Raw genomic sequence first — 23,713 nt, forward strand, 5'->3', positions numbered from 1 at the left:
GAAAAACAGCCGGCGGCCAACTGGCAGCCGGTAAGCTATGGCCGACCCACGCAGCGCCGCCCGGCAGATGACGGGCATCTGTGGTGGAGCCGTTTGTGGCCAGGTTGATTTGTGGGGAGAGACGGAGTAGTGGGTAGCTATTGAATTACACCGAGTTAACTAGGCATAAGTTGTATTAATAGTAGCGTAAGATTGCCCAATATCCGGATTATAATGTGTTCGACAAGCGTAGATTCTGGATTGATCAGGTATTTTTTTTGACCCTACTGAAATTACTCCGGTCAGCTTCGTCGCCAAACTATTGAAACCAGCTGTAAAGGCCAGTTAACCGCTGTAACCCGTTGTCCTGCCGGCGCCCGTTGCTGCCGGCCACGTGGGCGTTATGCCGCGTTACCGCCCCGGTCGGTACCCCAATCACCCCCAACCGAAGGGGCCGCCAGCCATGGCGCGGAAGAGATGCGCCGTGGCTGGTCCTGCGCACAGCACAGCTACTCTGATACACCAGCCATAATAGAACATTTAGAAGGCCCGGGCTATGAGGATAAGTCCTATATTGCGCCGGTTTTTTACTATCCTTCTTAACTCTGCGCTGTTTCGCTTACTCAGTTTAGGACTCCTGCTAAGTCTCGGTTGCCTGACTGCCACGGCCCAGGATTTCCACAGCCCAGACGATGCGAATTTCAAACAGAAGCTGCGCAGTCGGTATCTGCACAACGATACGGCCCAGGCCATCATCAACCTCTTCTACGGCAAGCGGCAGGCCGGCGGGGCCAGCTGGATCCTCAGTAGTGCGCTGGCCGCCACCCGGATTGCCACTGCCAGCGGGCACACGCTGGGCCGCGGCCCCTACGCCGTGCAGCAGGAAGGCCCGGGCCCGGGCCCGGGCCTGGGCGGGGCGTTGCTGGCCGCGGCCCCATTCGTGGGTTACGGGGCTACCAAGCTGGCCGTGTTCAGCAACCGCAAGCTCGAACAGGTATTGGCCGGCTACGCGGCCGGCCAATACCTGCCGGCCCCGCTGCGCCGCAAGCTGAAACACCGCTTTTTCAACCAATCCATTATGCCCTACGTGCCCGTTCAGGCCGTTCCAACCCGCTAAATCATGCGTTTTTTTCTGTTGCTGCTGGTACTGGCGGGCTGGAGCCACTTTAGCTCCGCCCAAAGTATTCCTGCCCGAAACATGCCCGCCCCCGAGCCGGCTCCGGCCGCGTTGGCTGCCGCCGCCCCCGACTCGGGCGCCGTGCTGGTTTTCAACGGCTGGTATTTGCCCCGCTACGCGCTCCGCGCCGGTGTGGCCGATTCTACCGGGGCGCTACTGAGCCTGTTTCGGAAGCGCCGTTATGCCGGCTGGCTCTACGCTGTGCCATTGATTGCGGGCCTGTCGCTCGCCCTTCCACTTTCCTCAACCGACCGCTACGGCCAGACCAACGTGGCGGACGAGGCCATTTCGCCGCCGCTGGGCATTGCTGTTCTGGCCGGTACGGTAGCCGGCTTCATTGCCCACGCCACCAAGTTCAACAAAGGCCATTTGCTTTCTGTCGATAGGGCGTATGCCGCCGGCCAGCCTATTCCGGCCAAGTATCGCAGCCAGCTAAATAACAGCCATTTTGCCGAAGCAGCCTACATCCGCGAGGCCCTGCGCCAGCAGATGGAGCGCGAGCAACTTGTGCGCCCGTAAGCGCCGGAGTTGACGGTTGCTTTGGCCACCAGCGGCGTTTTGTATAACTAATAGATTACTTTGGAGTTGCTAACCCACTGGCCTTCGCCATCCGGCAGCACGTAAGGCAACTCCTATGGACACTTTAGTTATCCTCGCGCAGCTCATTATTGCGGCCTCCATCGTTATCGTGTGGGTGTTCCGCTTCGATAATATCGTGCTCGAGTTCAAGCAATACGGCTTGCCCGATTTGGTGCGCAACATGGTTGGCGCCGCTAAAATTGCCCTGGCTACGCTGCTGGTTGCGGGCATCTGGTACCCACAACTGGTGCTGGTGCCGGCCCTGCTGATGGCCCTGCTGATGGTGGGCGCGCAGCTGGCCCACATCAAAGTGCGCAACCCATTCATCAAGTACGTGCCCTCGTTTCTGCTGCTGCTATTGTCGCTTTTCGTAGCCGCCGCGCATGCCGGTCTGATTGGCGCATGAGCAAATTCACGGTTCTGCTCATCTGGCTCTCCAGCTTATCCTTCCTGGGCTACGGAATAGGCTACTTCATTTCCCCGAAGCTTCAGGAAGAATTCAAACGCTTCGGTCTGGCCAAGTTCGGCCCGCTGACGGGGGCGCTGGAAATACTGGGGGCCGTTGGGCTTCTGGTAGGCCTTTGGGTGCCGCTGATTCTGCTGCTGGCCTCCGGGGGCCTGACGCTGCTGATGCTGCTGGGCTTTGGGGTTCGGCTGAAGATAAAGGACGGCTTCTGGGCCTCGCTGCCGTCGTTCCTGTTTATGCTGCTGAATGCCTACATCTTCTACGAGGTGCTACAGGTATACCTGTAGGCCCCGTTAGCAGCAGCCGCTTAAGTCCCGGCAAAGCGCTGCTTCATTGCCACGCCAAGCGCTGTGCTTTGGGCCTTGGCTACTACCAACTGTTACACCCGGTTTATCCGCTCAGCCGCGCCCGTTGTAGCGCATACCGAGTGTATGGAAGTAATATATAAGCGTTCAGGCTAAAAAAACGCCCCACCGGCACAATGCCAGCGGGGCGTATGGCAAACCGCGGCGAAATAGCCTGGTAGCGTTACAGCACCAGGGCGCCGGCATCGTTGTGGCGCGTAATGGCGGTCGGGCTCACCGGGCCAACGGCGAAGCCGCGTTCTGGTAATTAGGGTACAAGTGAGTAACCCAAAAATCTTGCTTCTAGCGGAACAGGTATCTTCGCCCGCCTCCCATACTACTTCGCTTTCTATGCTTAAAACCCAATTCAATTTTGCATGCTTTTTCAGCCTGACGCTGCTGCTACTCCTTGGCACCAACGCGGCAGCGCAAGACTACCCCTCACCTGCTACGCGCATACCCTACGTATCCCTGGATTCGCCGGCCAGTTTCACCCGGGCGGATACTGCCCGTGCCATCCGCCGATTATTTAAGAGCCGGCGTGGAGGCGGCGCTGGGTGGCTGGGGCTGGGTGCGGCCAGCGTATTAGCCTCGACCTTGCCGGCCCAGCAGTCTACCAGCGCTGGCGTGTGGACGCCTGGTGTAGTGGCGGGCTCGGTTTTTACGCTTATCGGGTTGAACAAACGCATTCAATTCCGGCCCGAAAACGAGCGGCAGATACTGCGTGAGCTGGCAGTTACCGGCCGGCTCGCGCCGAATGTATCGCGCCGTCTGCGGGGTAGCTTCAAAGTTACCAAAGGGGCTGCTTCCGACTATAACCCATTGCTGGCAGAAGGTATAGCACCCGAAAGCATGCCTGCCCTTGTTAGTCCCGTCCAGGCGCAGGCAGTAGCCCCCAGTAGCTCAACGCTTCCTCTTGACACCACTCAGATTCCGGCTGCAATTCCCCAACAATTGGGCGCTGCCCGTAGTCCTGCGCAGGTGCAAGAAATGGCTTATTCCGATACGCTACGGGCAGTTTCCCGGCTGTTTGAGCGCCGCCGTCGGGGCGGCGGAGTGTGGGCCGGGGGCGGATTGAGTAGCGCCCTGGTACTAGCCATCAACCTAGTCAGCCCTAACGCAGACGCGGCTCAGTAAGCGCCGGCGGCTTAGCGATACTAGTGGGAACGTTCGTTGCTGCTCCGGTTGCCATCGGCATTGCGAATTTTAGCGCCTACAACACCCAGCGTCAGGAAGAGGTAGAACGGAACTACCGCGCTGGCCAGCCGTTGCCAAAGAAAATCCGGGATAGACTAAAAAAGAAGGACTTACAACCATACGATTGAACAGGAAGCCCCGCCGGCACAACGCCGACGGGGCTTCCTGTTTCCAATTCCACTACGGCGTCTTTGCTCACCTGGCCGCTGGAGCACGCGCTGAGCGGGCGGGCGCCGAACTGCGGATAGAACCCGGCTTCGCCCAGGTAATCGAGCACCTCGGTGGTGGCTTCGAGGCGCTGCTGAATGTGCTTGAATGAGATGTTTTAGGGCGCGTTGTTCAAACCATCTAGCATTTGAGCCACCGTTTCTGCCAACGGGTCAATCAGCTCTTGCAGCACTATCCAAACAAACTCAAAATCTGTATCGAAATAATGGTGCGTCAGCTTATCGCGCATTCTGGCAATGTTGCGCCATTGAATCTGTGGGTAGGCTTCGCGCCATTCAACCGGCAGATTCTTGGTGGCCTCGCCGATAATTTCGATGCTTTTTACCACGGCGCGGCGCATTACCTCATCCGTTACCAAGTCAGCTACATCCAGCAACTTGCTCCGGCAAGCTTGCAGAAAGCGAATCTCGTCCCGGATGTGCAGTAGCCGGTTAAGCGGCAGCGGAGATGACATATTCTGTTGTCTGAAGAATGTGCGGGCCGATATATTTTGATAGGCCGGGCTCCGTTAGCAGTTCAACATCGCGCCCCAACAGACTTTCCAGGAAGTCGAGGACCTCAAAAAAGCCCTGAAATGTCTTCCGGCCCTCCGCGAAATCCACCAGCAAATCCACGTCGCTCTCCGGTCCGGCCTCGTCGCGTACAAACGAACCGAACAAGCCCAGGCGGGCCACACCCAGCGCCCGCAGCTGCTCGCGCTGCTGCTGCAGACGGGCTATTACTTCGGCTTTATTTTGAACGGGTGTATTCATAAGCCAAGTTTACGCAAAAAAGCCCCGCCGGCACAACGCCAGCGGGGCTCCTCGTTCCCAATAAACCCAACTACTCCACGGCGGGCATCTCCACGTTGTTGAAGCGGATACCACCGCCTTCGAGCACGGCCTCCACTACGGCGTCCTTGCTGACCTGGCCGCTTAGAATCTCCTTGCTTAGCTCGTTGAGCACCTGCCGCTGGAGCACGCGCTTGAGCGGGCGGGCACCGAATTGTGGGTCGAACCCGGCCTCGCCCAGGTAATCGAGCACCTCGGTGGTGGCTTCGAGGCGGATGCCGGCTTCTTCGAGGCGCTGCTGAATCTGCTTGAACTGGATGTTCACGATTTGGCGGATTTCACGGCGGCTCAGGGGCTGGAACATCACGATTTCGTCGATGCGGTTGAGAAACTCGGGGCGCATGTGCTCCCGCAGGCGCTCCACCACCTCGTCGCGGGTGCGGTCGATGATGGCTTCTACTTCCGCGGGGTCGTGGTCGGCCAGGTGCTTGAAGTTGCGCTGGATGATGTCGGCCCCGGTGTTGGAGGTCATGATGATAAGCGTGTTCTTGAAGTTGGCCACCCGCCCTTTGTTGTCGGTGAGGCGGCCGTCGTCGAGCACCTGCAGCAGGATGTTGAACACGTCGGGGTGGGCCTTCTCAATTTCGTCGAGCAGAATGACTGAGTACGGCTTGCGGCGCACGGCTTCCGTGAGCTGGCCGCCCTCGTCGTAGCCCACGTAGCCGGGAGGTGCCCCGATGAGGCGCGACACGGCGTGGCGCTCCTGGTACTCGCTCATATCGATGCGGACCAGCGAGTTTTCGTCGTTGAACAGGTACTCGGCCAGGGCCTTGGCCAACTCAGTTTTACCCACGCCGGTGGTGCCCAGGAAAATAAACGAGCCGATGGGCCGCTTGGGGTCCTGGAGGCCGGCGCGGGAGCGGCGCACGGCATCCGAAATGGCGGCAATGGCCTCCGATTGGCCCGCCACGCGCTTGCCTAATTCCTGCTCCAGGTTCAGCAGCTTTTCCCGGTCGCTGGCCAGCATCTTGCTCACCGGAATGCCAGTCCACTTGGCTACTACCTCGGCAATATCCTCGCTGGTCACTACTTCCTGCAGCATGGTGCCGCCGTCCTTGTTGGCGGCGGCCTCGTCCTGCAGGGTTTTCAGGCGGGCTTCGGCTTCCTGAATTTTGCCGTAGCGCAACTCGGCCACCCGGCCGTAGTCGCCCTGGCGCTCGGACTGGTCGGCTTCCAGCTTGAACCGCTCGATGTTCTCCTTCTCGGTCTGGATGTTGGTGAGCACCGACTTCTCCGACTCCCAGCGGGCCCGCAGCGAGTCGCGCTGCTCGCTCAGGTCGGCCAGCTCGCGGTTGAGCACGGCTTCCCGGTCGTGGTTTTCTTCGCGCCGGATGGCCTCGCGCTCAATTTCGAGCTGCATAATGCGGCGCTGCACCTCGTCGAGCTCCACCGGCATCGAGTTCAACTCGATGCGCAGCTTGGCCGCCGCCTCGTCCATCAGGTCGATGGCTTTGTCGGGCAGGAAGCGGTCGGTGATGTAGCGGTTACTCAGCTCCACGGTCGCAATAATGGCATCGTCGGTGATGCGCACGCCGTGGTGCAGTTCGTACTTCTCCTTGATGCCGCGCATGATGCTGATGGCGTCGGGCACGCTCGGCTCGTCCACCATCACGGCCTGGAAACGGCGCTCCAGGGCCTTGTCCTTCTCAATGTACTTCTGGTACTCCTTGAGCGTGGTGGCCCCAATGGCGTGCAGCTCGCCCCGCGCCAGCGCGGGCTTCAGCAGGTTGGCCGCGTCCATGGCCGACTCGCCGCCCGCGCCGGCCCCAATCAGGGTATGAATCTCGTCGATGAAAAGGATAATCTGCCCGTCGGCGTCGGTTACCTCCTTGATAACGGCCTTGAGGCGCTCCTCGAACTCGCCCTTGTACTTGGCCCCCGCGATGAGCAAACCCAAGTCGAGCGACATCACAAGTTTGTCGGCCAGGTTTTCGGGCACGTCGCCGGCCACGATGCGCTGGGCCAGACCCTCCACGATGGCTGTTTTGCCCACGCCGGGCTCGCCCAGCAGCACGGGGTTGTTCTTGGTGCGCCGGCTCAGTATCTGGAGCACCCGCCGGATTTCCTCGTCGCGGCCAATTACGGGGTCCATCTTGCCGGAGCGCACCCGCTCGTTGAGGTTGATGGCGTAGCGGTTGAGGCTCTGGTACTGGTCTTCAGCCGACTGGCTGGTAACCTTGCGGCCCCCGCGCAGCTCCTTGATGGCGGCTTTCAGGTCCTTCTCGTTGAAGCCGGCGTCCTTCATCAGCGTGGCGGTGCTGTCCTTGCCGCCGAGCAGCCCCAGCAGCAAATGCTCCACCGACACGTACTCGTCGCCGAACTCCTTGAGAAAGCCCGTAGCGCGCTGCAACGCCGAATTGGCGTCGTTGGACAGGTAGGGCGAGCCGCCGCTCACCCGGGGGTAGGCGGCCACAATTTCATCGAGCCGGGGCGTGAGGATGTTGAGGTTTACGCCCAGCTTCTTGGCCAGAAACGACAGCACGTTCTCGTCGCTCTGGAACAGGCCCTTGAGCAGGTGCCCGGTTTCGATGGCCTGCTGCTGGTTGCCGCCGGCCAGCTCTGTGGCCTTTTGCAAGGCCTCCTGGGCCTTAATGGTATAGTTATTAAAGTTCATGGCTAGTCGTTGTTAAGTGAGAACTTCAGGGTGTGAGAAGTTCTACGACGAGGCTAGCAAATGGGGTGCGAGAGGCGCGGGGCTGACTTTTTGGCCTTATTTGATGACTAATTTGAATTAAGTCGAGTCGATTTGTCGCTATTGATGCTTACTTGCTTATGAATTCACAGTCAAAATGCCATATGGAAGAGAATCTAAGCAAGTCATTAATAGGCGCTACAGCTTCTAATTTAACGGATATCACTAAGGATGTAATTGAAACCCTATTCGATTCAATCTTGGACGACGGTTTTGTCAAAAGCATACCGGTAGTAAATACTGTCCATTCTCTATATAAAATGGGTTTAGGTATTAGAGAGAGGATTTTTATAAAAATGCTTCTTAAGTTTTTATTAGAACTAAAAAATATTTCAATTGAAGAAAGAGAAACGTTTGTTATTAAACTTCAAGAAAAAGAATATGGTGATGATGTGGGAGAAAAAATTATAATAATATTAGATAAGATAGACGATTCGGACAAGGCATCAATGATTGGTAAACTATTCAGCGCTTATATTCGAGGTAAATTTGAATTCGAGGACTTTTTAAGACTGTCTCATATTATTAATAACTCATTCGTAGGTGATATCAAAATGCTGCCTAAATACTTTTCAGATGAAAAAGCAATATGGAGATTAGATGATGATTTTGCAAACAAACTAAATCGTATAGGCCTAGTCTCTTCAAAAATAAAACCTGATTTTATAGCGAAAACAAACAAGGAGCGTTTTTCAGGCTCGGAGAGTCATTTAGATTATGTGGTTAGCTACAGTCTGAATAATGATGCTCTGATTATAGTTAGAGAGGTATTTGATCTTGAATGGATTGAAAAATTATATCAAACTTATAGCAAAAATCACAAAAATTAACGCTGAGTACCACGGTCATAACATATCAGTCGGATGCGAGCCCATTATACCGTTGTGGGTGAATTAATCATAGGAGATATTGTAGCCAAGTGATGTTTGAGAAGTGTTAACTGGCTGACTGGTCCGCTTGGTTACTGCCTCACGAACAGCGCACAACCAAGTGAGCTACGACAGCTGTCAACGTCAATTAGCCGAAGTTTAGCACCAGAAACATCCGGGCTGGTAGTTTAGGTTTTTCAGGAGGAAAAGTAACGTATGTTGCTACTCCACCAGCTCGCCGCGCTCGTGCAGCCAGTCGAATATCAACTGGTCGACGGCTGATACCTGGGGGCGGTGGCGGTAGGTGAGCCAGACTACTTCCTCAATTTCGGCGGCGGGCTGCAGCGTGCCGGTGTAGGTGGCGGCGTAGAGCGTCATCTGCACCAGTACTTCGGGAGCGTGGCCGTGAGCGGGAGCTGTGAACACGCCGCGCGGCTGCAGGCTGGCCGGGTCCAGGGCCACGGTCAGCTCCTCGCGGATTTCGCGCAGCAGCGTCTGGGCATCGGTTTCGCCCGGTTCGCGCTTGCCGCCGGGCAGGTAGTAGCGGTCTTTGCCCCGGCTGCGGGTGCTCAGCACGCGGCCTTCGTGCAGATGGAGCCAGGCTATTTTGTCAATCAGCGGCATGGGGACGGGCTATTGGCATTGCACCACGAAGTACGCGGCAACGGCCACCAGCGCCACCGAGCCGAAGCGCAGCGCCAGAAATACCCAGGCGGGTAGTTCGGGTTTTTGGGGCGGGTAAGGCATAGCGGAGGAGGAGTTTGGATGAATACGTTAGAACGTCATGCTGAGCGGAAGAACGTCATGCTGGGCAGAAGAACGTTATGATGAGCGGAGGCGCAGCCGTAGTCGAAGCATATCTCTACCGCAATGCTAATACTGTCTAATGGCTCCCCCTCTCCTTTTTCGGAGAGGGGGCCGGGGGGTGAGGCGTAACGTTGAACGAAGCAGTAGAGATGCTTCGGCTCCGCTCAGCATGACGTTCTTTTTTTACTGTCAGCCGCTACTTACGCACCAGCCGCTGCGGGCATGGTTTGCAGCAGCCACTGGTAGAGCCGGTCCACGTCGGCTTTGCGGAACAGCTCGGTGCCGGGGTTAATGGTGGCGGCCGTGCCGCAGGCCACGCCCAGGCGGGCGGTTTCGCGCAGGCTGCGGCCCTCGCTCAGGCCGTGCACGAGGCCGGCCACCATGCTGTCGCCGGCGCCCACGGTGCTGCGTTTTTTCACCGACGGCGCGGGCACGTAATCGGCGCCCGCGGCCGATACGATGCAGGCACCCTGCGGGCCCATCGACACAACTACGATTTCGCACTTGCCCTCGGTTACCAGCTGGCCGGCGGCACTGGCTACGGCCTGGCTGTCGAGCTCCTCCGCGCCCACCATTTTGCTCAGCTCGCCCACGTTGGGCTTGGCCAGGTACACGCCCGCATCGAGCAGCGCCAGCAGGGCCGGGCCCGAGGTGTCGGCCACCACTTTCACGCCCAGCTCGCGGGCAGCGCGGGCAATGCGGGCCAGCAGCTCGGGCTCGACGCCGGGCGGCAGGCTGCCGCTGATAACCAGAAACTCGGGCGGCTCGGGGAATTCCTGCAGCGCCTGTAGCACCTGCTGCTGCTCCTCGGGCCGGAGCGGGGTGCCGGGCATCCCGAAACGGTACTGCTGGCTGGTGGAAGCATCGACCACGATAAAGTTCTCGCGGGTCCAGCCCTCCACTTCTATGGGGCGCTGCTCGATGTGCTCGTCACTCAGCAGCTGGCGCAGCAACTGGCCGCTGGGGCCGCCCACCGGAAACACGGCCACCGAGTCGGAGCCCAGCCGCCGCAGCGCCCGGCTCACGTTGATGCCGCCGCCGCCGGGCTCGAACTTGGGCGCTTCGCAACGCAGCTTGTGGTCGGGGATGATGTGGTCGGCGGTGGTGCTTTTATCAACCGTGGGGTTGAGCGTGAGCGTGACGATGCGGGGCATAAGCGAAGGAATAATAGAAACAGGAGAACGACGTAGGGGCGGGGCTTGTCCCCGCCCGCCGTTGAACGACCACCGTTGCAACCAGTGGCGGGCGTATCGTTTAGGAGGCGGGCGGGGATAAGCCCCGCCCCTACGTCGTGCTTTAAATACGTAACTCGTACCAACGGCTAAACATAGCACGAGTTTTCGCGTCTAGCATAGAACCGCCGCGCGACGCGGGGCCACAATGTCAGTTCTGTTCTTCTTCCTCTTTCCCATGATGCGCCAACTACTCCTCCTAACTAGCCTGCTGCTCACGTTCGCGCCGTCGGCCCGAGCCCAACAAACCATTACCGGCTCCATCCGTTTCGGCGGCCTCGTGCGCGACTACCGCCTCTACGTGCCCAAGGCCTACGACGGCACCCGGCCCGTGCCACTGCTGCTCAACCTGCACGGCTTCGGCTCCAATGCCAGCGAGCAGGAACAGTACGGCGACTTCCGCGCCATTGCCGACACGGCCAACTTCCTCGTCGTGCACCCCAACGGCACGGTTGGCGCCACCGGCCAGCGCTTCTGGAACACCTTCCTGCCCTACGCCGCCGGTGGGCCCGACGATGTGGGCTTTCTCGGCGCCCTCATCGACTCACTCAGCGCCAAATACCGCGTCAACCAGCAGCGCCTGTACAGCACCGGCATGAGCAACGGCGGCTTCATGAGCTACGAGCTGGCCTGCCGGCTCAACAGCCGCATTGCCGCCATTGCCTCGGTTACGGGCAGCATGATAGCCAGCCACCTCGACGCTTGCACCCCCGTGCGGGCCGTGCCGGTGCTCGAAATCCACGGCACAGCCGATGCCACCGTGCCCTACCAAGGCAACGGCAACTTCGTGCCCATTCCGGACCTGGTAGCGGCCTGGGCCCAGCGCAACGGCTGCAACCCCACGCCCGTCATCACCCAAGTGCCCAATATCAACACCACCGACGGCAGCACGGCCGAGCGGCAGGTATTCAGTGGGGGGCGCAATGGCAGCGTGGTCGAGCATTACCGCATCATCGGGGGCGGCCACACCTGGCCGGGCGCGCCCGTCAACATAGGGGTGACCAATCGCGACATTGATGCCAGCAAAGTAGTCTGGCAGTTTCTGCGTCGCTACCAGCTCGGCGGATTGATTACGGCCACCTCGGCGGCGACCCGTCCCAACTCGGCCGAGCTGCTGCTGGCTCCCAACCCGGCACGTAATCAAGTCAGCATCCGCTCGACGCTGGGCCCGCTGGAGTCCGGTCGGGTGCGCGTGGCCGATGCGGCGGGCCGCACCGTACCCGCCACTTTCCGGCGCGGCACCGACGGCGGCCTGCTGCTCTCTACCGCTGGCTGGGCCGCCGGCAGCTACTGGCTCCGGGCCGAAGTGAAAGGCCGCACCCTGTACCGGCAGTTGCTGAAAACGGCGGAGTAGAGACGCAATATCTTGCATCTCGTCGTTTTGACGTTAGCTGATATTGAACGGCTAACGTAAAAAGACTAGCGTAAGCAACGACGAGACGCAAGATATTGCGTCTCTACAGCCGTTCTTGCCAATCCAAACTTGCTTCCAACTCCTGACTTCTAACTTCAAAACAGCATGCCCGAGCTTGCTTTGCGCACCGTGGAGGTGACGCGCTACGTGATTCCGCTGCGCGAAGGCGGCTCGCTGCCCGCGCTGGTGGAGGCCGACGACGGTTTTATGTACGTGCTCAAATTCCGGGGCGCGGGGCAGGGGCTGAAGGCGTTGATTGCCGAGCTGGTGGTGGGCGAGCTGGCCCGGCAATTGGGTCTGCGGATGCCCGAGCTGGTGTTTATCAATCTGGACGAAGCCTTCGGCCGCACCGAGCCCGACGAGGAAATCCAGGATCTGCTGCGCTTCAGCACCGGCCTCAACCTGGGCCTCCACTTTCTGGCCGGCGCCGCACCTTCGACCCGCTACTGCTCGACGTGGAGCCACGGCTGGCCTCGCTCATCGTGTGGCTCGACTGCCTGACGCTGAACGTGGACCGCACCGCCCGGAACACCAACCTGCTCATGTGGCACCGCGAGCTGTGGCTCATCGACCACGGCGCGGCCCTGTACGTGCACCACGCCGGGGCCGGCTGGGCGGCACCCAAGCCGCGGCCGTTTTCGCAAGTCAAAGACCACGTACTGCTGCCCCAGGCCACCGAGCTGCCCTGGGCCGACGCCGAAGGCCACGCCCGCCTCACACCCGCCGTTATCGAGGCCATCGTAGCCCTGGTGCCCGACGACTGGCTGCAGGAGCCCGATGTGAGCCCCGAAGAGCAGCGGGCCCAGTACGTGCAGTTTATCACGGCCCGCCTGGCCGATTCCGCCGCCTTCGTTGCCGAAGCTGAAGCCGCCCGCCATGCACTTGTTTGAGTATGCCGTGCTGCGGGTGGTACCCCGCGTAGAGCGCGAAGAATTCCTGAACGTGGGCGTGATTCTGTACTGCGCGTCCCAGGGCTTCCTGGAAACCCGCTGCCAGCTGTCCGAAGCCCGCCTGCAGGCCTTCGCCGGCCCAGCCCACCAGCTCGATTTCGACGACCTGCGGGCCCGGCTGCGGGCCTTCGAGCGGATTTGTGCCGGCCGCCGCGAGGGTGGGCCCATCGGGCAATTTGCTCCGGCCTCGCGCTTCCGCTGGCTCACGGCCACCCGTAGCACTGTGGTGCAGACCTCGCCCGTCCACCCCGGCCTCTGCCCCGACCCGGCCGCCACGCTCGAACAGCTCTATAGTCAGTTGGTACTTTAATTATTGCTGCTGTGCAGCGACGGCTCCGGGCACTTCCCAGCGGCAGGAGGGAGCAGTCAAATGTAATGGCGCCGCCCGGTAGTTTAGGCAGCAGGTGAGGCCGAGGTTTGCGGGGCCAGCTGCTGGAGCATGCGCAGTAGTAGCTGGTACAACTCCCGCAGCTGATCCGGCTCTATCACGGCCCGCTCCAGGTGGAAGGTGAGCAGCAGCGGCGCATCAGCCGCGTCCGAGTCGGGGGCGAGCGTGAAACGGGCCGCGGGATGGTGCAGCAGCGTCTGGTGCACCGCCGGATCGGCGAGCAGGCGGCGCAGGGTGTTGGGGTCGTTGGTGGTGATGATGAACGTCTGGTCCAGCTCGGCATAACCCAGCTCCACGTCTTCCAGGCCCAGCAGCTTGCCGATTTCGTGCACCCAGTCCTGCTCGTGGAGAGCGAAGCGCAGGGCCGGCTGGCCGGGCACCACGGCCCGGAGGGTAGTCAGCTCGTAGCCACCTTCGAAGCCGCCGCCCAGGTCAATGTCCAGCTCCAGGCGCACGCAGTAAGGCGGCTGGCGGAGGTCGGCGCGGTAGTCGAACAAATCGGGCTGGCTGGCCATGTCGGCGGCTACCTGCGCCCAAAGGGCCGGCTCGGAGTCGGCGGTAAACGTGCGAATGGCATCCATAGCAAACGAGGGCAAAGTGAGTGCTTATTTCTACTCCGCACCGCTAGGTTGGGTTGTGCCTGGCTAGTGGCTACAGGTGTACGCCCAGCCGAAAGCCCATCGGCAGGTAAGCGCCCGCGTGGCCGTAGTCGCTGCTCGTGGTGTCGAACTGCCGGCTGGGCATGGTGGTTCGGGAAGTGGCCTGCCGCAGCCCCAGGCCCAGAAAAATGTCTAGGAAGAAAGGAGTGCCCGGGGCTTCTACCTGGTGGCCGACTACCAACGTAGCCCCGTACCGGTCGATGGTTTCGGTTTGGTTGCGCAGGCGGTTTTGGTAGTAGGAAAGGCCATCCTCGGCCAGCTCCGACTGCCAGCTTGGGGCCTGAAAATCCAGGCGAAAATGCTGGTAATTCAATCCGTAGGCCAGGTAAGTGCCCGCCAGCGGGGTAGGGCGGGGGCCGAGGTAGAAACGGTGTTGCGCAGCCAGCCCGAAGCCCCGCACCCGGTCGGCATTTCCCTCGTGCCGGTCCGAGGTCAGCTCGCCCACCGGCCCGCGGTAGAGCTGCGGCGTGAGGACCACCGTTTGCCGGCCGCCAGGTCTACCAATCGTCCTTTCCGCGCTAAAATGGTAGCCGCTGGCCAGCAATGGCAGCCAATCGACTGCCAGCCCCCAGGTGTGCGTGGCCGCGCCGGGGGGCGTGGCTGGCAGCGCGGGGCCCGACTGACCTCGCGCCTGCGCCAGTAGCCCCAGGCTCAACAGCCCAACTCCGAGCAGTCGTTTCATTTGCGGGTTGGGCTGACGGCGAGCTTGCTCAGGGGCGTGAGCTGGCCGTTGCGGTAGCGGTACTGGTAAAGCCCGTCCGGCCCGATGGCCAGCAGCAGTCCGCGGTGCGGAATCACATCGGACACATTCACCTGGAAAACTTTGGGGGCGGACAGGATGGGCGTGGTGCGGGTATCGAAAACCTTGAGCTCGTTTTTGTCGCACACGAACAGCAGCGTGCTGTCGATGCCCAGGCCCATGGGGTGCGTCATGGGGTAGGTTTGGGCCAGGCGCGGGGCGGCCAGGTTGGTCAGGTCTACCACCTGCAGCTGGTTGGCGCCGCCGCCGCAGCTGCGGCCGTCGCGCAGCGTTACGTAGGCGTAGCGCTCATCCACCACCACGGGGTCGCAGCTGGCTACGTGCTCGTAGTAGGCCACCTGTTTGGGCTGGGCGGGCACGCTGGCATCGAAGATGAACATGCCGCGCTGGGTGCCCAGAAACAGGTAAGGGGCCCGCGGATAAATCGTTTCGATGCCCAGCCCCAGCGGCACTACCTGCCCGGGGGCCGGAGCCGCCGGATTCGCCAGACTGAACAGGCGCAGACTCTGGTTGTCCACGACGAAGAGCGTGTTGCCGAGCACCGTGAAGCGGGCCAGCGAGCCGCCCTTGCCGTTGTCGGCGGCCAGGTTGGGGCTGGCGTCGTTGCTGGCGGTGCAGGCCGTCAGCAGCAGGCTCAGCAGCCCCGCAGCCAGCCCGAAAAAGGACGAAATGTGTTTCATAAGATCCGGGAATCAGAGTTTCTGCCAGCCGATTACCACGGCGTCGGCGGGGCGGTTGGCCGCTTGGTATTGCAGGGGCACGGTGCCGGTTTCGGGCATGGGCAGCTCCGGCACCGCTTCGCGCAGCCGATGCAGCAGGCTCGGCTGCTGCATGTCGCGCATGTCAAACGTCAGCAGGTCGGAGCCGCTGTCGGCGTAGAGCAAGGAGCCCTGCATGGCCACGTCCACGTTGCCCGGAATGCGCAGAAAGGCCACCGGCCGGGGCTTCGTTGGGTCCTGGTTGTCGATAATGTGCACGCCCTCGTACCGCTCGTTGATGAGCAGGTAGGGGTCGCGGAGATATATTTTACCGGTGTTGTGCAGCTCGCGGGGCGGCAGCACGGCTACGGCCTGCTCCAGCTGGCTGCGGGCCATCAGCTGGGGTCGGTAGCTGGGCAGCACAACCGGCTCGCCGGGATTTATCATCGGGCAGGCCGTCAGACCCATCAGCAGGCTGATTCCGAGCAATAAGGAGTAGCGTTGGCGCATAGCTTCTTGGCGTGAAGTGGTATGCGCAGGAGTTCGGTTAGGGGCGAAAAGGTTGCAAGGGCCGGTTACTTCCCGGCAATGAATCGTGCGCGCCAAGATCAGCCGTTGCCAATGACCCGGATTTCAGCCTGGCATTGGCAATGGCAGCTTACAGAATTTCCTGGTTTTCGGACGACGGTTTGAGGACCGAACGCACCGCATGCCCGCCGCTAATAGCCGCGGTCCAGCGCTACTTCGTTTTCCAGCGGCTCGCCCCGCTGCCAGTGGCTCAGGTTGCGTAGAAACACTTTAATGCGGTCAGCCTCTTCTTCCGGATACCCGCCGCCGGTGTGCTGAGTGAGCAGCACGTTGGGCAGGCCCCAAAGCGGGTTGTCGGACGGCAGCGGCTCCTGGGCCGTTACGTCGAGCACGGCCCCGGCAAGGCGGCCGGCCTGCAACGCGGCCAGCAGAGCCGGCCCATCAGTAGTCGAGCCCCGGCCCACGCTGGCGTAGAGCGCGTGCGGGGGCAGAGCTGCCAGGAATTCGGTCGATACGTAGCCGGTGGCGCTGCCCGGTAGGCAGTTAACCACAATATCGGTGGTGGGTAGGGCCGCCAGTACTTCGGCATGGGTGTGCAGCTGGGCCTGCGGATCGGTGCGGGCCAGAAAATGCACCGCGCACCCGAAGCCGCCGAGCTGCTGAGCCACCGCCAGCCCGATGCTGCCGCGGCCCAGTACCAGCACCCGCCGGCCCCGCAGCAGCCCCAGCCGCCGCCGGAACGCGCCGCCTTCCCAGTGCCGCCGGGTTTGCCACACGGCCAGTTGGGGCACTCCGCGCAGCAGCGCCAGCAGCCCAGCCACCATGGTTTCGGCGCAGGGCCAGGCAAACAGGTCGCCCATGTTGGCCACCGCAAAGCTCGGTCGCAGCTGCTGATACTGATGAATGCCGGCCGAATCTATCTGCCAGAACTGAAGCTGGGGCGGCAGCGGCGTAAACCAGGTGGCGGGCGGGTTGCCCAGCAATAACGCGGCACTCTGCAGCGCTCCGGAGGCGCTGCAGAGTGCCGGTCGGTGGCAAAACGTACGTCGAGGCCGGCCGGTAGCTGCCGGGTAAGCTCGGCGCGGGCGGCGGCCGAGAAATCAGAATACACAAACAGAAGCATAGGCTCCTATACTACCCGCAACAGCCGCGTGGTTGCACCGGCCGCGGCTGTTGCCTTTATTTAGACGAGGTGGGGAGTGAGGTGGCCGGTTGCGAGGCCGCGGTGGGCTTAATGTAAGTGTCGAACCAGGTATTCATCTGGGCCAGCAGCTGCATCAACGATTCGCGGGCCGTGTAGCCATGTGTTTCGCCGGGTAGCGTAGCGTAGTTCACGCTTGTGCCCCCCAGGCGCTGCAGCTCGGAGTACAACTGCTCGGTGCGAGTGGCGAGGCTGGCTGGGATGCCGTCGAAACCGGCGGGCATTACCAGGAGCGGCCTGCGTAGTGTATCGGGTAGGCCGAAAGGAGCCAGCGGGGCAAGGGCATAATCCAGAGCGAATTCGGTTGGAACGCCCTTTTGCTCCTCGCCGGGCAGCTGCCCCATTGCGGGCTGGTTGAAGAGACCGGGCAGCGCAATACCGGCCTTAAACAGGCGCGATTCTGCCAGCAGGCTGGTAGCCAGAGAAGCCCCCGGGCCCTGCCCCAGCACTACCACCCGGGCAGTATCAATGAAACCCATCCGGCGACCCTCTGCCAGCGCCGCGCCGGCTGCCTGCACGAGCTTCTGGGCGTAGGCAGCTGGGGTGGCTGCTTTGCCAGAAGGTACCGGCAATGGCACGCCCTGCAACACGGCGTACCCCTGGGCCGTCCAGTACAGGGGCGAGCCCCAGTTGTAGCGGGCAAACGTATGCTGAGAGCCACGCATCTGGCTGGTGCCGGTGCTGTCGTAGAACATAGCGGGGCCGACTTCCATAATGGTAGGCAACGGCCCGTCGGTGGTCTGGTAGCCGGCTGGCAGATACAGCGTGGCCATCAGCGGCCGCCCATCGGGCCGCTGATAACGTAGCGGCTGCATGCGCGGCAGGCTGCCCAGGCCCGCGTAAGGATCGGCAAACTGGGTGATGGCTACCAGCTTCGGGCCAGTACGCAGGTGGTAGTTGGGAGACTGTTGATCCGATTCGCGCTTCGTTATGAAGGTCCGCTTCGCCGGGTCGATAATGAGTACGGGCTGCTCGTAATAAGGCGCTTCGGAGCGCCACCAACGCTGGCTGGCGCGGGTGCGCACGCTCAACTCGTCTATGAAAGGCCGGTCGCCTTCAGACGATGCCCCGGCCCCGAAAAGATACACGCCTGTGCCACTGCGGTCGGTGAGCAGCACGGGGCGGCCCTGAGCGTTAGGCTGCAGCACCGGGGTGCCCGGGTGAGCATAAGCATCTCGCTCCGGATACTCCAACAGTGGTTTCTGCAGCGTTTTGGTAAGTATATCCAGCGGCCAGACAAACTGCCTGCGGTCAGTCAGGCGCGTGCCTTCTACCAGCACCAGCTGCTCGTTGCCCCAGTATATGCGCCGGAAGCGTGCCGGAAGCGCAACCAGCTCGCGGGCCGGCTCTTCGAAGGGGGCGGCCAGCGTCAGGAGCTGGTCGCGAACCGGGGCGGCCTGGGCGGGGTTGCCGCCGTCGCGGGCTTCTACCCAGAACACTGTATTCGGAACATCTTCGCGCCAGCCGAACTCACGAGGCCCGGTTGGTACGGCTCCCAAGCCCTCCGGCAGCGATTCGACGGCGGGCAAATCGGCCAGCTGCTTATCCAGCAACCCGTCCATGGCCAGCACCTGCACCCGCTGCGGAAAACGGTCGAGGGGCAATGTGGTGGGGTAGGGCCGGCGGTAGCTGCGCACCAGCACAAAGCGGCCATCGGGCGAGGGCGAGGCCTTGGCAATCAGGCCCGGCTGGCCCAATGGAGCCATGCGCCCATCGAGGCCCACGCGCACCACCTGGCTGAGGGCGTAATAGCCTAGCTGCTGCTCGTCGAGCGGGGTTTTAACGGGATACTCGTACTGACGTCCTGCCCCAACCGGCGCCGCCACCGGAGCATTTCCCCGCCCCCCTACTACGGCCCGCACTACCAGGGCTTTGCTATCGGAAACCCACTCATAGGGCATGCCCAATGTTCCGTTCAGGAAGATATTGGGCACCAGCCGCGCCGAGGCCGAGACTACATCGACCACCCAGAGCTCCAGATGGTCGCGGGTACTGTGGGTGAAGGCTATTTTGGTGTTGTCGGGCGACCATTGCAGGTTGCTGATGCGGGCGTTGGCCGGTAGCCCCTGCACCAGTAGTTCCAGCCCTTTCGGCAATTGCCGCAGCCGTAGTGCCCGCACATGGGCCATGCGGCTACGGCCGCTCACAGTAGTATTTATGCGCAACCCGGCAAGGCGTAGTTCCGGCTGGCTCTGGTCGAACACCGTGGGGCGCTCCTGCATATCGAGCTGCAACAGCCACTGGCCATTGGGCGAGAAGCTGGCCCGGGGCATGGGCGGAGCATCAGCCAGCGCAGCCAGGGGGCGGGGCGGCAACTGATAAGGTAGTGCCTGGGCCAAGCTATGGCCTACCGTCAGGGCGCTCAGCGCCAGCGTTAAAATATGTATTCTCATCGAAAATGCCACTCACCAGGATATAGCTGCAAAAAACGGCACATTTCACCAGATTTGCTAACGCATCTAATAAATAGCTATCTGTCATGCTATTACAGAGGTGTGAATCCGCTTTTCGTTGAAAACCAAAAGCCCCGTCAGACTGGCGGGGCTTTTGGCCTGAGACAATAAGTAGGATTTATCTGTTATTTCGTTGGTTTGCCAAATCGGCGGGCAATCAGTTGGGCAGCTGGCCCTGAAAGGCAAACGCGGCAACCGGGCGCCGTTGGCGTGGGGCCTGCTCGCGGCTCAGGAAGGGCTCGTCCAGCTGTTCGGCCTGGCCCAGGTAGCCCAGAGCCAGCATTACTACGGGTTGCAGCTCGTCGGGCAGCCCAAACGCCGCCCGGGCTTTATCCGCCTCGAAACCGCCCATAAAGTGTCCATGCAGGCCCAAAGCCGTGGCCTCCAGAATCAGGTGGCTGTTGGCCATGCCCAAATCGTGGAGGGCGGCGGCGTTGGCTGCACCATCGGAGTAGGCGATTTTGGTGAGAGCCAGCACCAGCACCGGTGCGTGGCGGGCCCAGGCCTGGTTGCCGGGCACCAGGCAGTCGAACAGCTGCTGGAAAGCGGCCTCATCGGTGCGGTGGGCGTAGATGTAGCGCCAGGGCTGCTCGTTCATGGCGCTGGGGGCCCAGGCAGCTGCTTCGAACAGCTGCTGGATTGCCTGCTCGGGCACGGGCCGGTCGGCGAAGGCGCGGGGGCTCCAGCGCTGCCGGATAACATCGAGAATAGGGGCGGTGGTGGCGGCAAGCCGGCTTGCAATAGTCTGGTTGCTCATGGATTTGTAAAAGGGAGTATGCCTGATTTCGTTGCCGCAGCCCTGAAGCAGGCTTTTCAGCTTCCTGGCACCAACTCAGGGGTTCCAGGAAAAACAGCGCAATAACGGTTAATTCAGCGGTTTTGCGAACAGTGTGCGGTAGCGTAGAAACGCAGCAGCTGGCACCTCGTCGTGGCTGATGTTGCTTATGCAGCACTGCCTTTCAACAACGGGAAGCCAGCTGCTGCGTCTCTATAAGTACAGCAGGTAAGCTGTTAGCGAAATTGCTATGGCGCGTATTGGTGCTTACTGCATCGGAACTTCCAGCAGCAGCAACTGGACGGCCGAGTCGGCGCTGATGGCTACCGATTCGGTTTCCCACAGCCCCAGCCCGTCGCGGCGCTGCAGGGGGTGGCCGCCCACGGTAGCGGCGCCTTCGAGCACAAATACGTACAGGCCATTGTCTGCCTTTTTCAGCTGATAGTCGGCCGCGTGGCCGGCGTCGAAATCGGCCAGGTGAAACCAGGCATCCTGCTGAATCCAGATGCCCGCATCGTCGGGCGAGGGCGAAACCACTTGCTGGAACTGGTTGTGGCGGTCTTCAGCCCGAAAGCTTTGCTGGTCGTAGCGGGGCACCACATTGCGCTGATTCGGAATAACCCAGATTTGGAGGAATTTCACTTCCTCGGAGTGGCTGTGGTTTTTCTCGCTGTGGGCAATGCCCGTACCGGCACTCATCATCTGCACATCGCCGCTACGGATAATGCCATGGTTACCGGCATTGTCGCGGTGCTCCAGCGTACCACCAAGCGGGATGCTGATGATTTCCATATTGTCGTGGGGGTGGGCTCCGAAGCCCTTACCGCCGGCCACGGTATCATCATTGAGTACTCGTAGGGCCCCGAAATTCATCCGTTCGGGGTTGTGGTAGCCGCCAAAACTGAAGCTGTGGTAGGAGTTGAGCCAGCCATGATTGGCGTGGCCCCGCGAGTCGGCCGGGTGCAGAACGGTTTGCATAAGTAAAGGGCTAAGAGAATTTTCTGTTTGAATATATGTACATACATTTATCAGGGTGATAAGGTTTCCTCCAGCGTACGTTGTGCCGTAGCTCGGTTACTGGCTCAGTTTTCGACTTTGCTTCAGCGGGTCAGGGAGGTGAAGCCCGGGCTGCCATCAGCCACCGTGTACTGCCCGTTGAACACGAAGCGGCGGCGGGTGTTGCGGAGGCAGGCGCAGCAGCCTCTGCCGGGGTCGGTGGCCGTTTCCAGCTCGCTGAAAGTAAACTGCTGCTTGGTGGCCGGCACTACCACACGGTAACTGTAATCGGTGAAGTGGTAGGTGGTGGTACCGCTGGTATGGAGCAAATTGGGCAACGGCGGCAGCTGCTGAAACCCGAAGCTGCCGCCGTAAAAGGACAGCGGCTCGCGGCCCGGCTGTGGGCCTTGGCGAATGGTGTCGGTGGGGCCGGTGAGGTTGCGGCCGGTGTAGCGCACGATGTAAGCGTCGCGCAGCTCGGCCCGGCGAAACCCCGAGCCGCCCAGCGTGTCGGTGCGGAAGGCTACCCGTACGTCATCGACGCCCTCCGGATAGCAGGTGTCGCAGTTTTGGCTGCTGCAACAGCCGGCCAGCAGTCCGGTAGCGGCCAGCGTGGCCAGTAGGGTTGCTGCGAAGGAAGTGGTGGCCATGAGTAGGGAGGTAAGATGGGAGTACGCGGCAATCAGCCCGCATAATACAGAGCAACGGCCGGTTTGCGTACTTTGCCGGAGTCGTCTTCTCTGCCCGATGCTCCAGTTTCCGTCTGCTCCCGTTGTTTCGCGGCTTGCACCCACGCCCAGCGGGTTTCTACACCTGGGCAACGCCGTCAACTTCACGCTTACTTGGCTGCTTACGCGGCGGGCGGGCGGCACGCTGCACCTGCGCATCGACGACCTCGACCGCGCCCGGTTCCGGCCCGCTTACCTCGATAACATCTTCCGGACCCTGGCCTGGCTGGGCCTCGACTACGACCACGGCCCCAGCGGCCCCGATGAGTTTGAGCGCCACTACTCGCAGCAGCACCGCCTGGCCGAATACGAAGCGGCGTTGCAGGCCGCCCGCGCCGCGCACCCGGCGCTGTTTTACGCCTGCCGCTGCTCGCGCACCGAACCTGGCCCGCGCCGGCCGCGCCTGGCGGCCCCTACTCCGGCACCTGTGCGGGGCTAGAGCTGCCGCTTGGGGCGCCTGGTCTTGCCTGGCGGGCCCGCGTGCCGCCCGCCACCGCCATTGCGTGGCCCGACCTGGCGCAGGGCCCGCAACTGGTGGCGCTGGCCGAGGAGCTGGGTGATTTTGTGGTGCGCAAAAAGGATGGCGTGGCCGCTTACCAAGTGGCTTCGGTGCTCGACGACCAGCGGCTGGGCGTAAACTTCATCGTGCGCGGCCAGGATTTGCGCGCCAGCACGGCGGCCCAGCTGTGGCTGGCCGGCTGGTTGCCAGCCCACGCCGGCTTCACCCAAACCCGGTTTCTGCACCACGGCCTGCTCCTCGACGATACCGGCCAGAAGCTCTCCAAATCAACCCAAACCAGCCAGCAGCGCGGCATGCTGGCCGAAGCTACCGCGCCCCAGGTGGTGTACCGCGCTGTGGCCGCACTGCTGGGGCTACCGGCCGGAGCAGGCGAGTCGTTGGCAACGTTGCGGGCGGCCCTGCCTACTTCAGCTCCTTCTTAAACTCCTCGGCCCAGTGGTCGGCGAGGCGGGTGGGCTCGGGCAGCTTGTAGCCGCGCAGGCAGGCGAGCGTGAGGCGGGTGGCGGTGGCCTGGTCGCACAGGTGGCCGGGACTCACGAACAGCGGCTTCACCTTATCTTTGCTACGGATAACCTGGCCCAGCAGCTCGCCGTTTTTGTCGGTGAGCTGGGTAATGCTGCCTTTGGTGAGGGCAGGCTCCTCATAAACGCCGGTAAGGCGCTGCTTGGCTACGCCGAACGTGGGCACATCAAGCTCAACCCCCAAATGGGCCGCAATGCCCATGCGGCGCGGGTGGGCAATGCCGTGGCCATCCACCATGATGATGTCGGGCTGACGGCGCAGCTTGGCGTAGGCGTGCAGCAGGTTGGGCGCTTCGCGGAACGAGAGCAGCCCCGGAATGTAGGGCAGCGGCACGGGCCCGACGTGGTACACTTTCTCGATGAAGCCCAGCGAAGGCAGCTCCAGCACCACGAACACCGACAGCACCGTATCGGGCGTCGGAAACGAGGAGTCGCAGCCGGCAATGTAGCGCAGCTCGCTGGTGGGCGGCTCCAGCCGTACCTGGTTGCGCAGCTGGTCCTGCAGCTGGGTGAATTCGCGCACCAGCTGCGGGTCGGGGGCGGGGCCGGGCGGGCGGAAATAGGCCATAAAGCGGAGGAGTCGGGGTGAACCCGGTGTACTGCCAGCGCGGGTGCGGGGTTGTCCAAAGCCGGCCGGCATCCAACACCGAATGCCCTGCCTGGTGAGCCACGGCTTTTTGCAGGAACCCGCCAGAGTCGGAGCCGTTCAGGGAGGGAAACCC

Annotated in this window: 26 protein-coding genes and 1 pseudogene; 11 read left to right on the plus strand and 16 right to left on the minus strand. The window is 61.7% G+C overall.

All coding sequences use genetic code 11. From position 1 onward, the window contains the following. Positions 1–553: 553 nt before the first annotated feature. From D0N36_RS07575 to D0N36_RS07595, 5 genes are all read left to right on the plus strand, one after another. Entirely contained in the window at positions 554–1,096 is a 543-nt protein-coding gene (locus tag D0N36_RS07575; protein WP_116940795.1) for a hypothetical protein, read from the plus strand. Positions 1,097–1,099: 3 nt separating this feature from the next. Next, positions 1,100–1,675, plus strand: a complete 576-nt coding sequence (locus tag D0N36_RS07580; protein WP_147320784.1) for a hypothetical protein — start codon at positions 1,100–1,102, stop codon at positions 1,673–1,675. Between the two features lie 115 nt (positions 1,676–1,790). Continuing rightward, on the plus strand, positions 1,791–2,141 hold the full coding sequence (locus tag D0N36_RS07585; RefSeq protein ID WP_116940797.1) for a DoxX family protein: 351 nt from the start codon (positions 1,791–1,793) through the stop codon (positions 2,139–2,141). After that, on the plus strand, positions 2,138–2,488 hold the full coding sequence (locus D0N36_RS07590; protein ID WP_116940798.1) for a DoxX family protein: 351 nt from the start codon (positions 2,138–2,140) through the stop codon (positions 2,486–2,488). Before D0N36_RS07585 ends, D0N36_RS07590 begins: the two co-directional genes overlap by 4 nt. 408 nt (positions 2,489–2,896) lie before the next feature. Beyond that, on the plus strand, positions 2,897–3,682 hold the full coding sequence (locus D0N36_RS07595; protein WP_116940799.1) for a hypothetical protein: 786 nt from the start codon (positions 2,897–2,899) through the stop codon (positions 3,680–3,682). 112 nt (positions 3,683–3,794) lie between these two features. Here D0N36_RS07595 and D0N36_RS20255 read toward each other — a convergent pair whose 3' ends face one another. From D0N36_RS20255 to clpB, 4 genes are all read right to left on the minus strand, one after another. Then, positions 3,795–4,019 carry a hypothetical protein gene (locus D0N36_RS20255; protein ID WP_190242569.1) on the minus strand — a complete coding sequence of 75 codons (225 nt, stop codon included), beginning with the start codon at positions 4,017–4,019 and terminating at the stop codon, positions 3,795–3,797. Between the two features lie 48 nt (positions 4,020–4,067). After that, complete coding sequence (locus D0N36_RS07605; RefSeq protein WP_116940801.1) at positions 4,068–4,424, minus strand: HepT-like ribonuclease domain-containing protein; 357 nt, start codon at positions 4,422–4,424, stop codon at positions 4,068–4,070. Then, positions 4,402–4,722: a nucleotidyltransferase family protein gene (locus D0N36_RS07610; RefSeq protein WP_116940802.1), complete on the minus strand. Its 321-nt coding sequence runs from the start codon at positions 4,720–4,722 to the stop codon at positions 4,402–4,404. The genes D0N36_RS07605 and D0N36_RS07610 overlap by 23 nt, the downstream gene beginning before the upstream one ends. Positions 4,723–4,792: 70 nt before the next feature. Then, on the minus strand, positions 4,793–7,414 hold the full coding sequence (clpB, locus tag D0N36_RS07615) for an ATP-dependent chaperone ClpB (RefSeq protein ID WP_116940803.1): 2,622 nt from the start codon (positions 7,412–7,414) through the stop codon (positions 4,793–4,795). Between the two features lie 182 nt (positions 7,415–7,596). On the opposite strand from clpB, the gene D0N36_RS07620 reads away from it, so the two are divergent. After that, complete coding sequence (locus tag D0N36_RS07620; protein ID WP_116940804.1) at positions 7,597–8,322, plus strand: hypothetical protein; 726 nt, start codon at positions 7,597–7,599, stop codon at positions 8,320–8,322. Positions 8,323–8,583: 261 nt separating this feature from the next. Here the strand turns inward: D0N36_RS07620 and D0N36_RS07625 are convergent, their stop codons facing one another. Then, positions 8,584–8,985: an NUDIX hydrolase gene (locus tag D0N36_RS07625; RefSeq protein ID WP_116940805.1), complete on the minus strand. Its 402-nt coding sequence runs from the start codon at positions 8,983–8,985 to the stop codon at positions 8,584–8,586. Positions 8,986–9,368: 383 nt separating this feature from the next. Then, on the minus strand, positions 9,369–10,322 hold the full coding sequence (locus tag D0N36_RS07630) for a 1-phosphofructokinase family hexose kinase (protein ID WP_116940806.1): 954 nt from the start codon (positions 10,320–10,322) through the stop codon (positions 9,369–9,371). 256 nt (positions 10,323–10,578) lie between these two features. Between D0N36_RS07630 and D0N36_RS07635 the strand changes: the two genes are divergently transcribed. The 3 genes and pseudogenes from D0N36_RS07635 (at position 10,579) to D0N36_RS07645 (ending at position 13,074) form a co-directional block, all read left to right on the plus strand. After that, positions 10,579–11,754: an extracellular catalytic domain type 1 short-chain-length polyhydroxyalkanoate depolymerase gene (locus D0N36_RS07635; protein WP_190242570.1), complete on the plus strand. Its 1,176-nt coding sequence runs from the start codon at positions 10,579–10,581 to the stop codon at positions 11,752–11,754. 165 nt (positions 11,755–11,919) lie between these two features. Next, positions 11,920–12,704 (plus strand): annotated as a pseudogene (locus D0N36_RS07640) (HipA family kinase). Then, positions 12,691–13,074 carry a DUF3037 domain-containing protein gene (locus D0N36_RS07645; protein ID WP_116940808.1) on the plus strand — a complete coding sequence of 128 codons (384 nt, stop codon included), beginning with the start codon at positions 12,691–12,693 and terminating at the stop codon, positions 13,072–13,074. The pseudogene D0N36_RS07640 and the gene D0N36_RS07645 overlap by 14 nt, the downstream one beginning before the upstream one ends. 83 nt (positions 13,075–13,157) lie before the next feature. Here D0N36_RS07645 and D0N36_RS07650 read toward each other — a convergent pair whose 3' ends face one another. The 9 genes from D0N36_RS07650 to D0N36_RS07690 form a co-directional block, all read right to left on the minus strand. Further along, entirely contained in the window at positions 13,158–13,733 is a 576-nt protein-coding gene (locus D0N36_RS07650; protein ID WP_116940809.1) for a hypothetical protein, read from the minus strand. 70 nt (positions 13,734–13,803) lie between these two features. Then, the gene (locus D0N36_RS07655) at positions 13,804–14,493 is read right to left on the minus strand and encodes a hypothetical protein (RefSeq protein WP_147320785.1); all 690 of its coding nucleotides are present in this window, start codon (positions 14,491–14,493) and stop codon (positions 13,804–13,806) included. Next, positions 14,490–15,251 carry an LVIVD repeat-containing protein gene (locus D0N36_RS07660; RefSeq protein WP_116940811.1) on the minus strand — a complete coding sequence of 254 codons (762 nt, stop codon included), beginning with the start codon at positions 15,249–15,251 and terminating at the stop codon, positions 14,490–14,492. Before D0N36_RS07660 ends, D0N36_RS07655 begins: the two co-directional genes overlap by 4 nt. A 12-nt stretch (positions 15,252–15,263) precedes the next feature. Further along, positions 15,264–15,779 (minus strand): LVIVD repeat-containing protein, encoded by a 516-nt coding sequence (locus D0N36_RS07665; protein WP_147320786.1) that lies wholly within the window; start codon positions 15,777–15,779, stop codon positions 15,264–15,266. A 209-nt stretch (positions 15,780–15,988) separates the two neighbouring features. Next, a complete protein-coding gene (locus tag D0N36_RS07670) occupies positions 15,989–16,780 on the minus strand; it encodes an NAD(P)-dependent oxidoreductase (protein ID WP_242478833.1) in 792 nt (263 codons plus the stop codon). A gap of 196 nt (positions 16,781–16,976) precedes the next feature. Beyond that, the gene (locus D0N36_RS07675; protein WP_116940813.1) at positions 16,977–19,391 is read right to left on the minus strand and encodes an alpha/beta hydrolase family protein; all 2,415 of its coding nucleotides are present in this window, start codon (positions 19,389–19,391) and stop codon (positions 16,977–16,979) included. Between the two features lie 217 nt (positions 19,392–19,608). Then, positions 19,609–20,208 carry a nitroreductase family protein gene (locus tag D0N36_RS07680; protein WP_116940814.1) on the minus strand — a complete coding sequence of 200 codons (600 nt, stop codon included), beginning with the start codon at positions 20,206–20,208 and terminating at the stop codon, positions 19,609–19,611. A gap of 285 nt (positions 20,209–20,493) precedes the next feature. Beyond that, positions 20,494–21,204 (minus strand): pirin family protein, encoded by a 711-nt coding sequence (locus D0N36_RS07685; RefSeq protein WP_116940815.1) that lies wholly within the window; start codon positions 21,202–21,204, stop codon positions 20,494–20,496. A 122-nt stretch (positions 21,205–21,326) separates the two neighbouring features. Further along, entirely contained in the window at positions 21,327–21,872 is a 546-nt protein-coding gene (locus tag D0N36_RS07690; RefSeq protein ID WP_116940816.1) for a hypothetical protein, read from the minus strand. Positions 21,873–21,969: 97 nt separating this feature from the next. On the opposite strand from D0N36_RS07690, the gene D0N36_RS07695 reads away from it, so the two are divergent. Both D0N36_RS07695 and D0N36_RS07700 read left to right on the plus strand, forming a co-directional pair. Further along, positions 21,970–22,389 (plus strand): glutamate--tRNA ligase family protein, encoded by a 420-nt coding sequence (locus D0N36_RS07695; RefSeq protein ID WP_116940817.1) that lies wholly within the window; start codon positions 21,970–21,972, stop codon positions 22,387–22,389. 41 nt (positions 22,390–22,430) lie between these two features. Next, positions 22,431–22,892, plus strand: coding sequence for a glutamate--tRNA ligase family protein (locus D0N36_RS07700; RefSeq protein WP_190242571.1), 462 nt, complete (start codon positions 22,431–22,433; stop codon positions 22,890–22,892). On the opposite strand, the gene nfi is transcribed toward D0N36_RS07700, so the two are convergent. Beyond that, entirely contained in the window at positions 22,873–23,559 is a 687-nt protein-coding gene (nfi, locus tag D0N36_RS07705) for a deoxyribonuclease V (protein ID WP_116940819.1), read from the minus strand. The two genes, D0N36_RS07700 and nfi, sit on opposite strands and share 20 nt — an antisense overlap. Positions 23,560–23,713: the final 154 nt, after the last annotated feature.

The organism is Hymenobacter lapidiphilus (assembly GCF_003417065.2).
Taxonomy (GTDB): Bacteria; Bacteroidota; Bacteroidia; order Cytophagales; family Hymenobacteraceae; genus Hymenobacter.

Bases quoted from the DNA above. Each gene is read 5' to 3' on its own strand.
- D0N36_RS07605 (WP_116940801.1), bottom strand. From the start codon at position 4,424: ATGTCATCTCCGCTGCCGCTTAACCGGCTACTGCACATCCGGGACGAG.
- D0N36_RS07675 (WP_116940813.1), bottom strand. From the start codon at position 19,391: ATGAGAATACATATTTTAACGCTGGCGCTGAGCGCCCTGACGGTAGGC.
- D0N36_RS07650 (WP_116940809.1), bottom strand. From the start codon at position 13,733: ATGGATGCCATTCGCACGTTTACCGCCGACTCCGAGCCGGCCCTTTGG.
- D0N36_RS07610 (WP_116940802.1), bottom strand. From the start codon at position 4,722: ATGAATACACCCGTTCAAAATAAAGCCGAAGTAATAGCCCGTCTGCAG.
- D0N36_RS07645 (WP_116940808.1), top strand. From the start codon at position 12,691: ATGCACTTGTTTGAGTATGCCGTGCTGCGGGTGGTACCCCGCGTAGAG.
- D0N36_RS07690 (WP_116940816.1), bottom strand. From the start codon at position 21,872: ATGGCCACCACTTCCTTCGCAGCAACCCTACTGGCCACGCTGGCCGCT.
- D0N36_RS07685 (WP_116940815.1), bottom strand. From the start codon at position 21,204: ATGCAAACCGTTCTGCACCCGGCCGACTCGCGGGGCCACGCCAATCAT.
- D0N36_RS07660 (WP_116940811.1), bottom strand. From the start codon at position 15,251: ATGAAACACATTTCGTCCTTTTTCGGGCTGGCTGCGGGGCTGCTGAGC.
- D0N36_RS07665 (WP_147320786.1), bottom strand. From the start codon at position 15,779: ATGCGCCAACGCTACTCCTTATTGCTCGGAATCAGCCTGCTGATGGGT.
- D0N36_RS07585 (WP_116940797.1), top strand. From the start codon at position 1,791: ATGGACACTTTAGTTATCCTCGCGCAGCTCATTATTGCGGCCTCCATC.
- D0N36_RS07625 (WP_116940805.1), bottom strand. From the start codon at position 8,985: ATGCCGCTGATTGACAAAATAGCCTGGCTCCATCTGCACGAAGGCCGC.
- nfi (WP_116940819.1), bottom strand. From the start codon at position 23,559: ATGGCCTATTTCCGCCCGCCCGGCCCCGCCCCCGACCCGCAGCTGGTG.
- D0N36_RS07635 (WP_190242570.1), top strand. From the start codon at position 10,579: ATGATGCGCCAACTACTCCTCCTAACTAGCCTGCTGCTCACGTTCGCG.
- clpB (WP_116940803.1), bottom strand. From the start codon at position 7,414: ATGAACTTTAATAACTATACCATTAAGGCCCAGGAGGCCTTGCAAAAG.
- D0N36_RS07630 (WP_116940806.1), bottom strand. From the start codon at position 10,322: ATGCCCCGCATCGTCACGCTCACGCTCAACCCCACGGTTGATAAAAGC.
- D0N36_RS07590 (WP_116940798.1), top strand. From the start codon at position 2,138: ATGAGCAAATTCACGGTTCTGCTCATCTGGCTCTCCAGCTTATCCTTC.
- D0N36_RS07655 (WP_147320785.1), bottom strand. From the start codon at position 14,493: ATGAAACGACTGCTCGGAGTTGGGCTGTTGAGCCTGGGGCTACTGGCG.
- D0N36_RS07695 (WP_116940817.1), top strand. From the start codon at position 21,970: ATGCTCCAGTTTCCGTCTGCTCCCGTTGTTTCGCGGCTTGCACCCACG.
- D0N36_RS07580 (WP_147320784.1), top strand. From the start codon at position 1,100: ATGCGTTTTTTTCTGTTGCTGCTGGTACTGGCGGGCTGGAGCCACTTT.
- D0N36_RS07595 (WP_116940799.1), top strand. From the start codon at position 2,897: ATGCTTAAAACCCAATTCAATTTTGCATGCTTTTTCAGCCTGACGCTG.
- D0N36_RS07620 (WP_116940804.1), top strand. From the start codon at position 7,597: ATGGAAGAGAATCTAAGCAAGTCATTAATAGGCGCTACAGCTTCTAAT.
- D0N36_RS07680 (WP_116940814.1), bottom strand. From the start codon at position 20,208: ATGAGCAACCAGACTATTGCAAGCCGGCTTGCCGCCACCACCGCCCCT.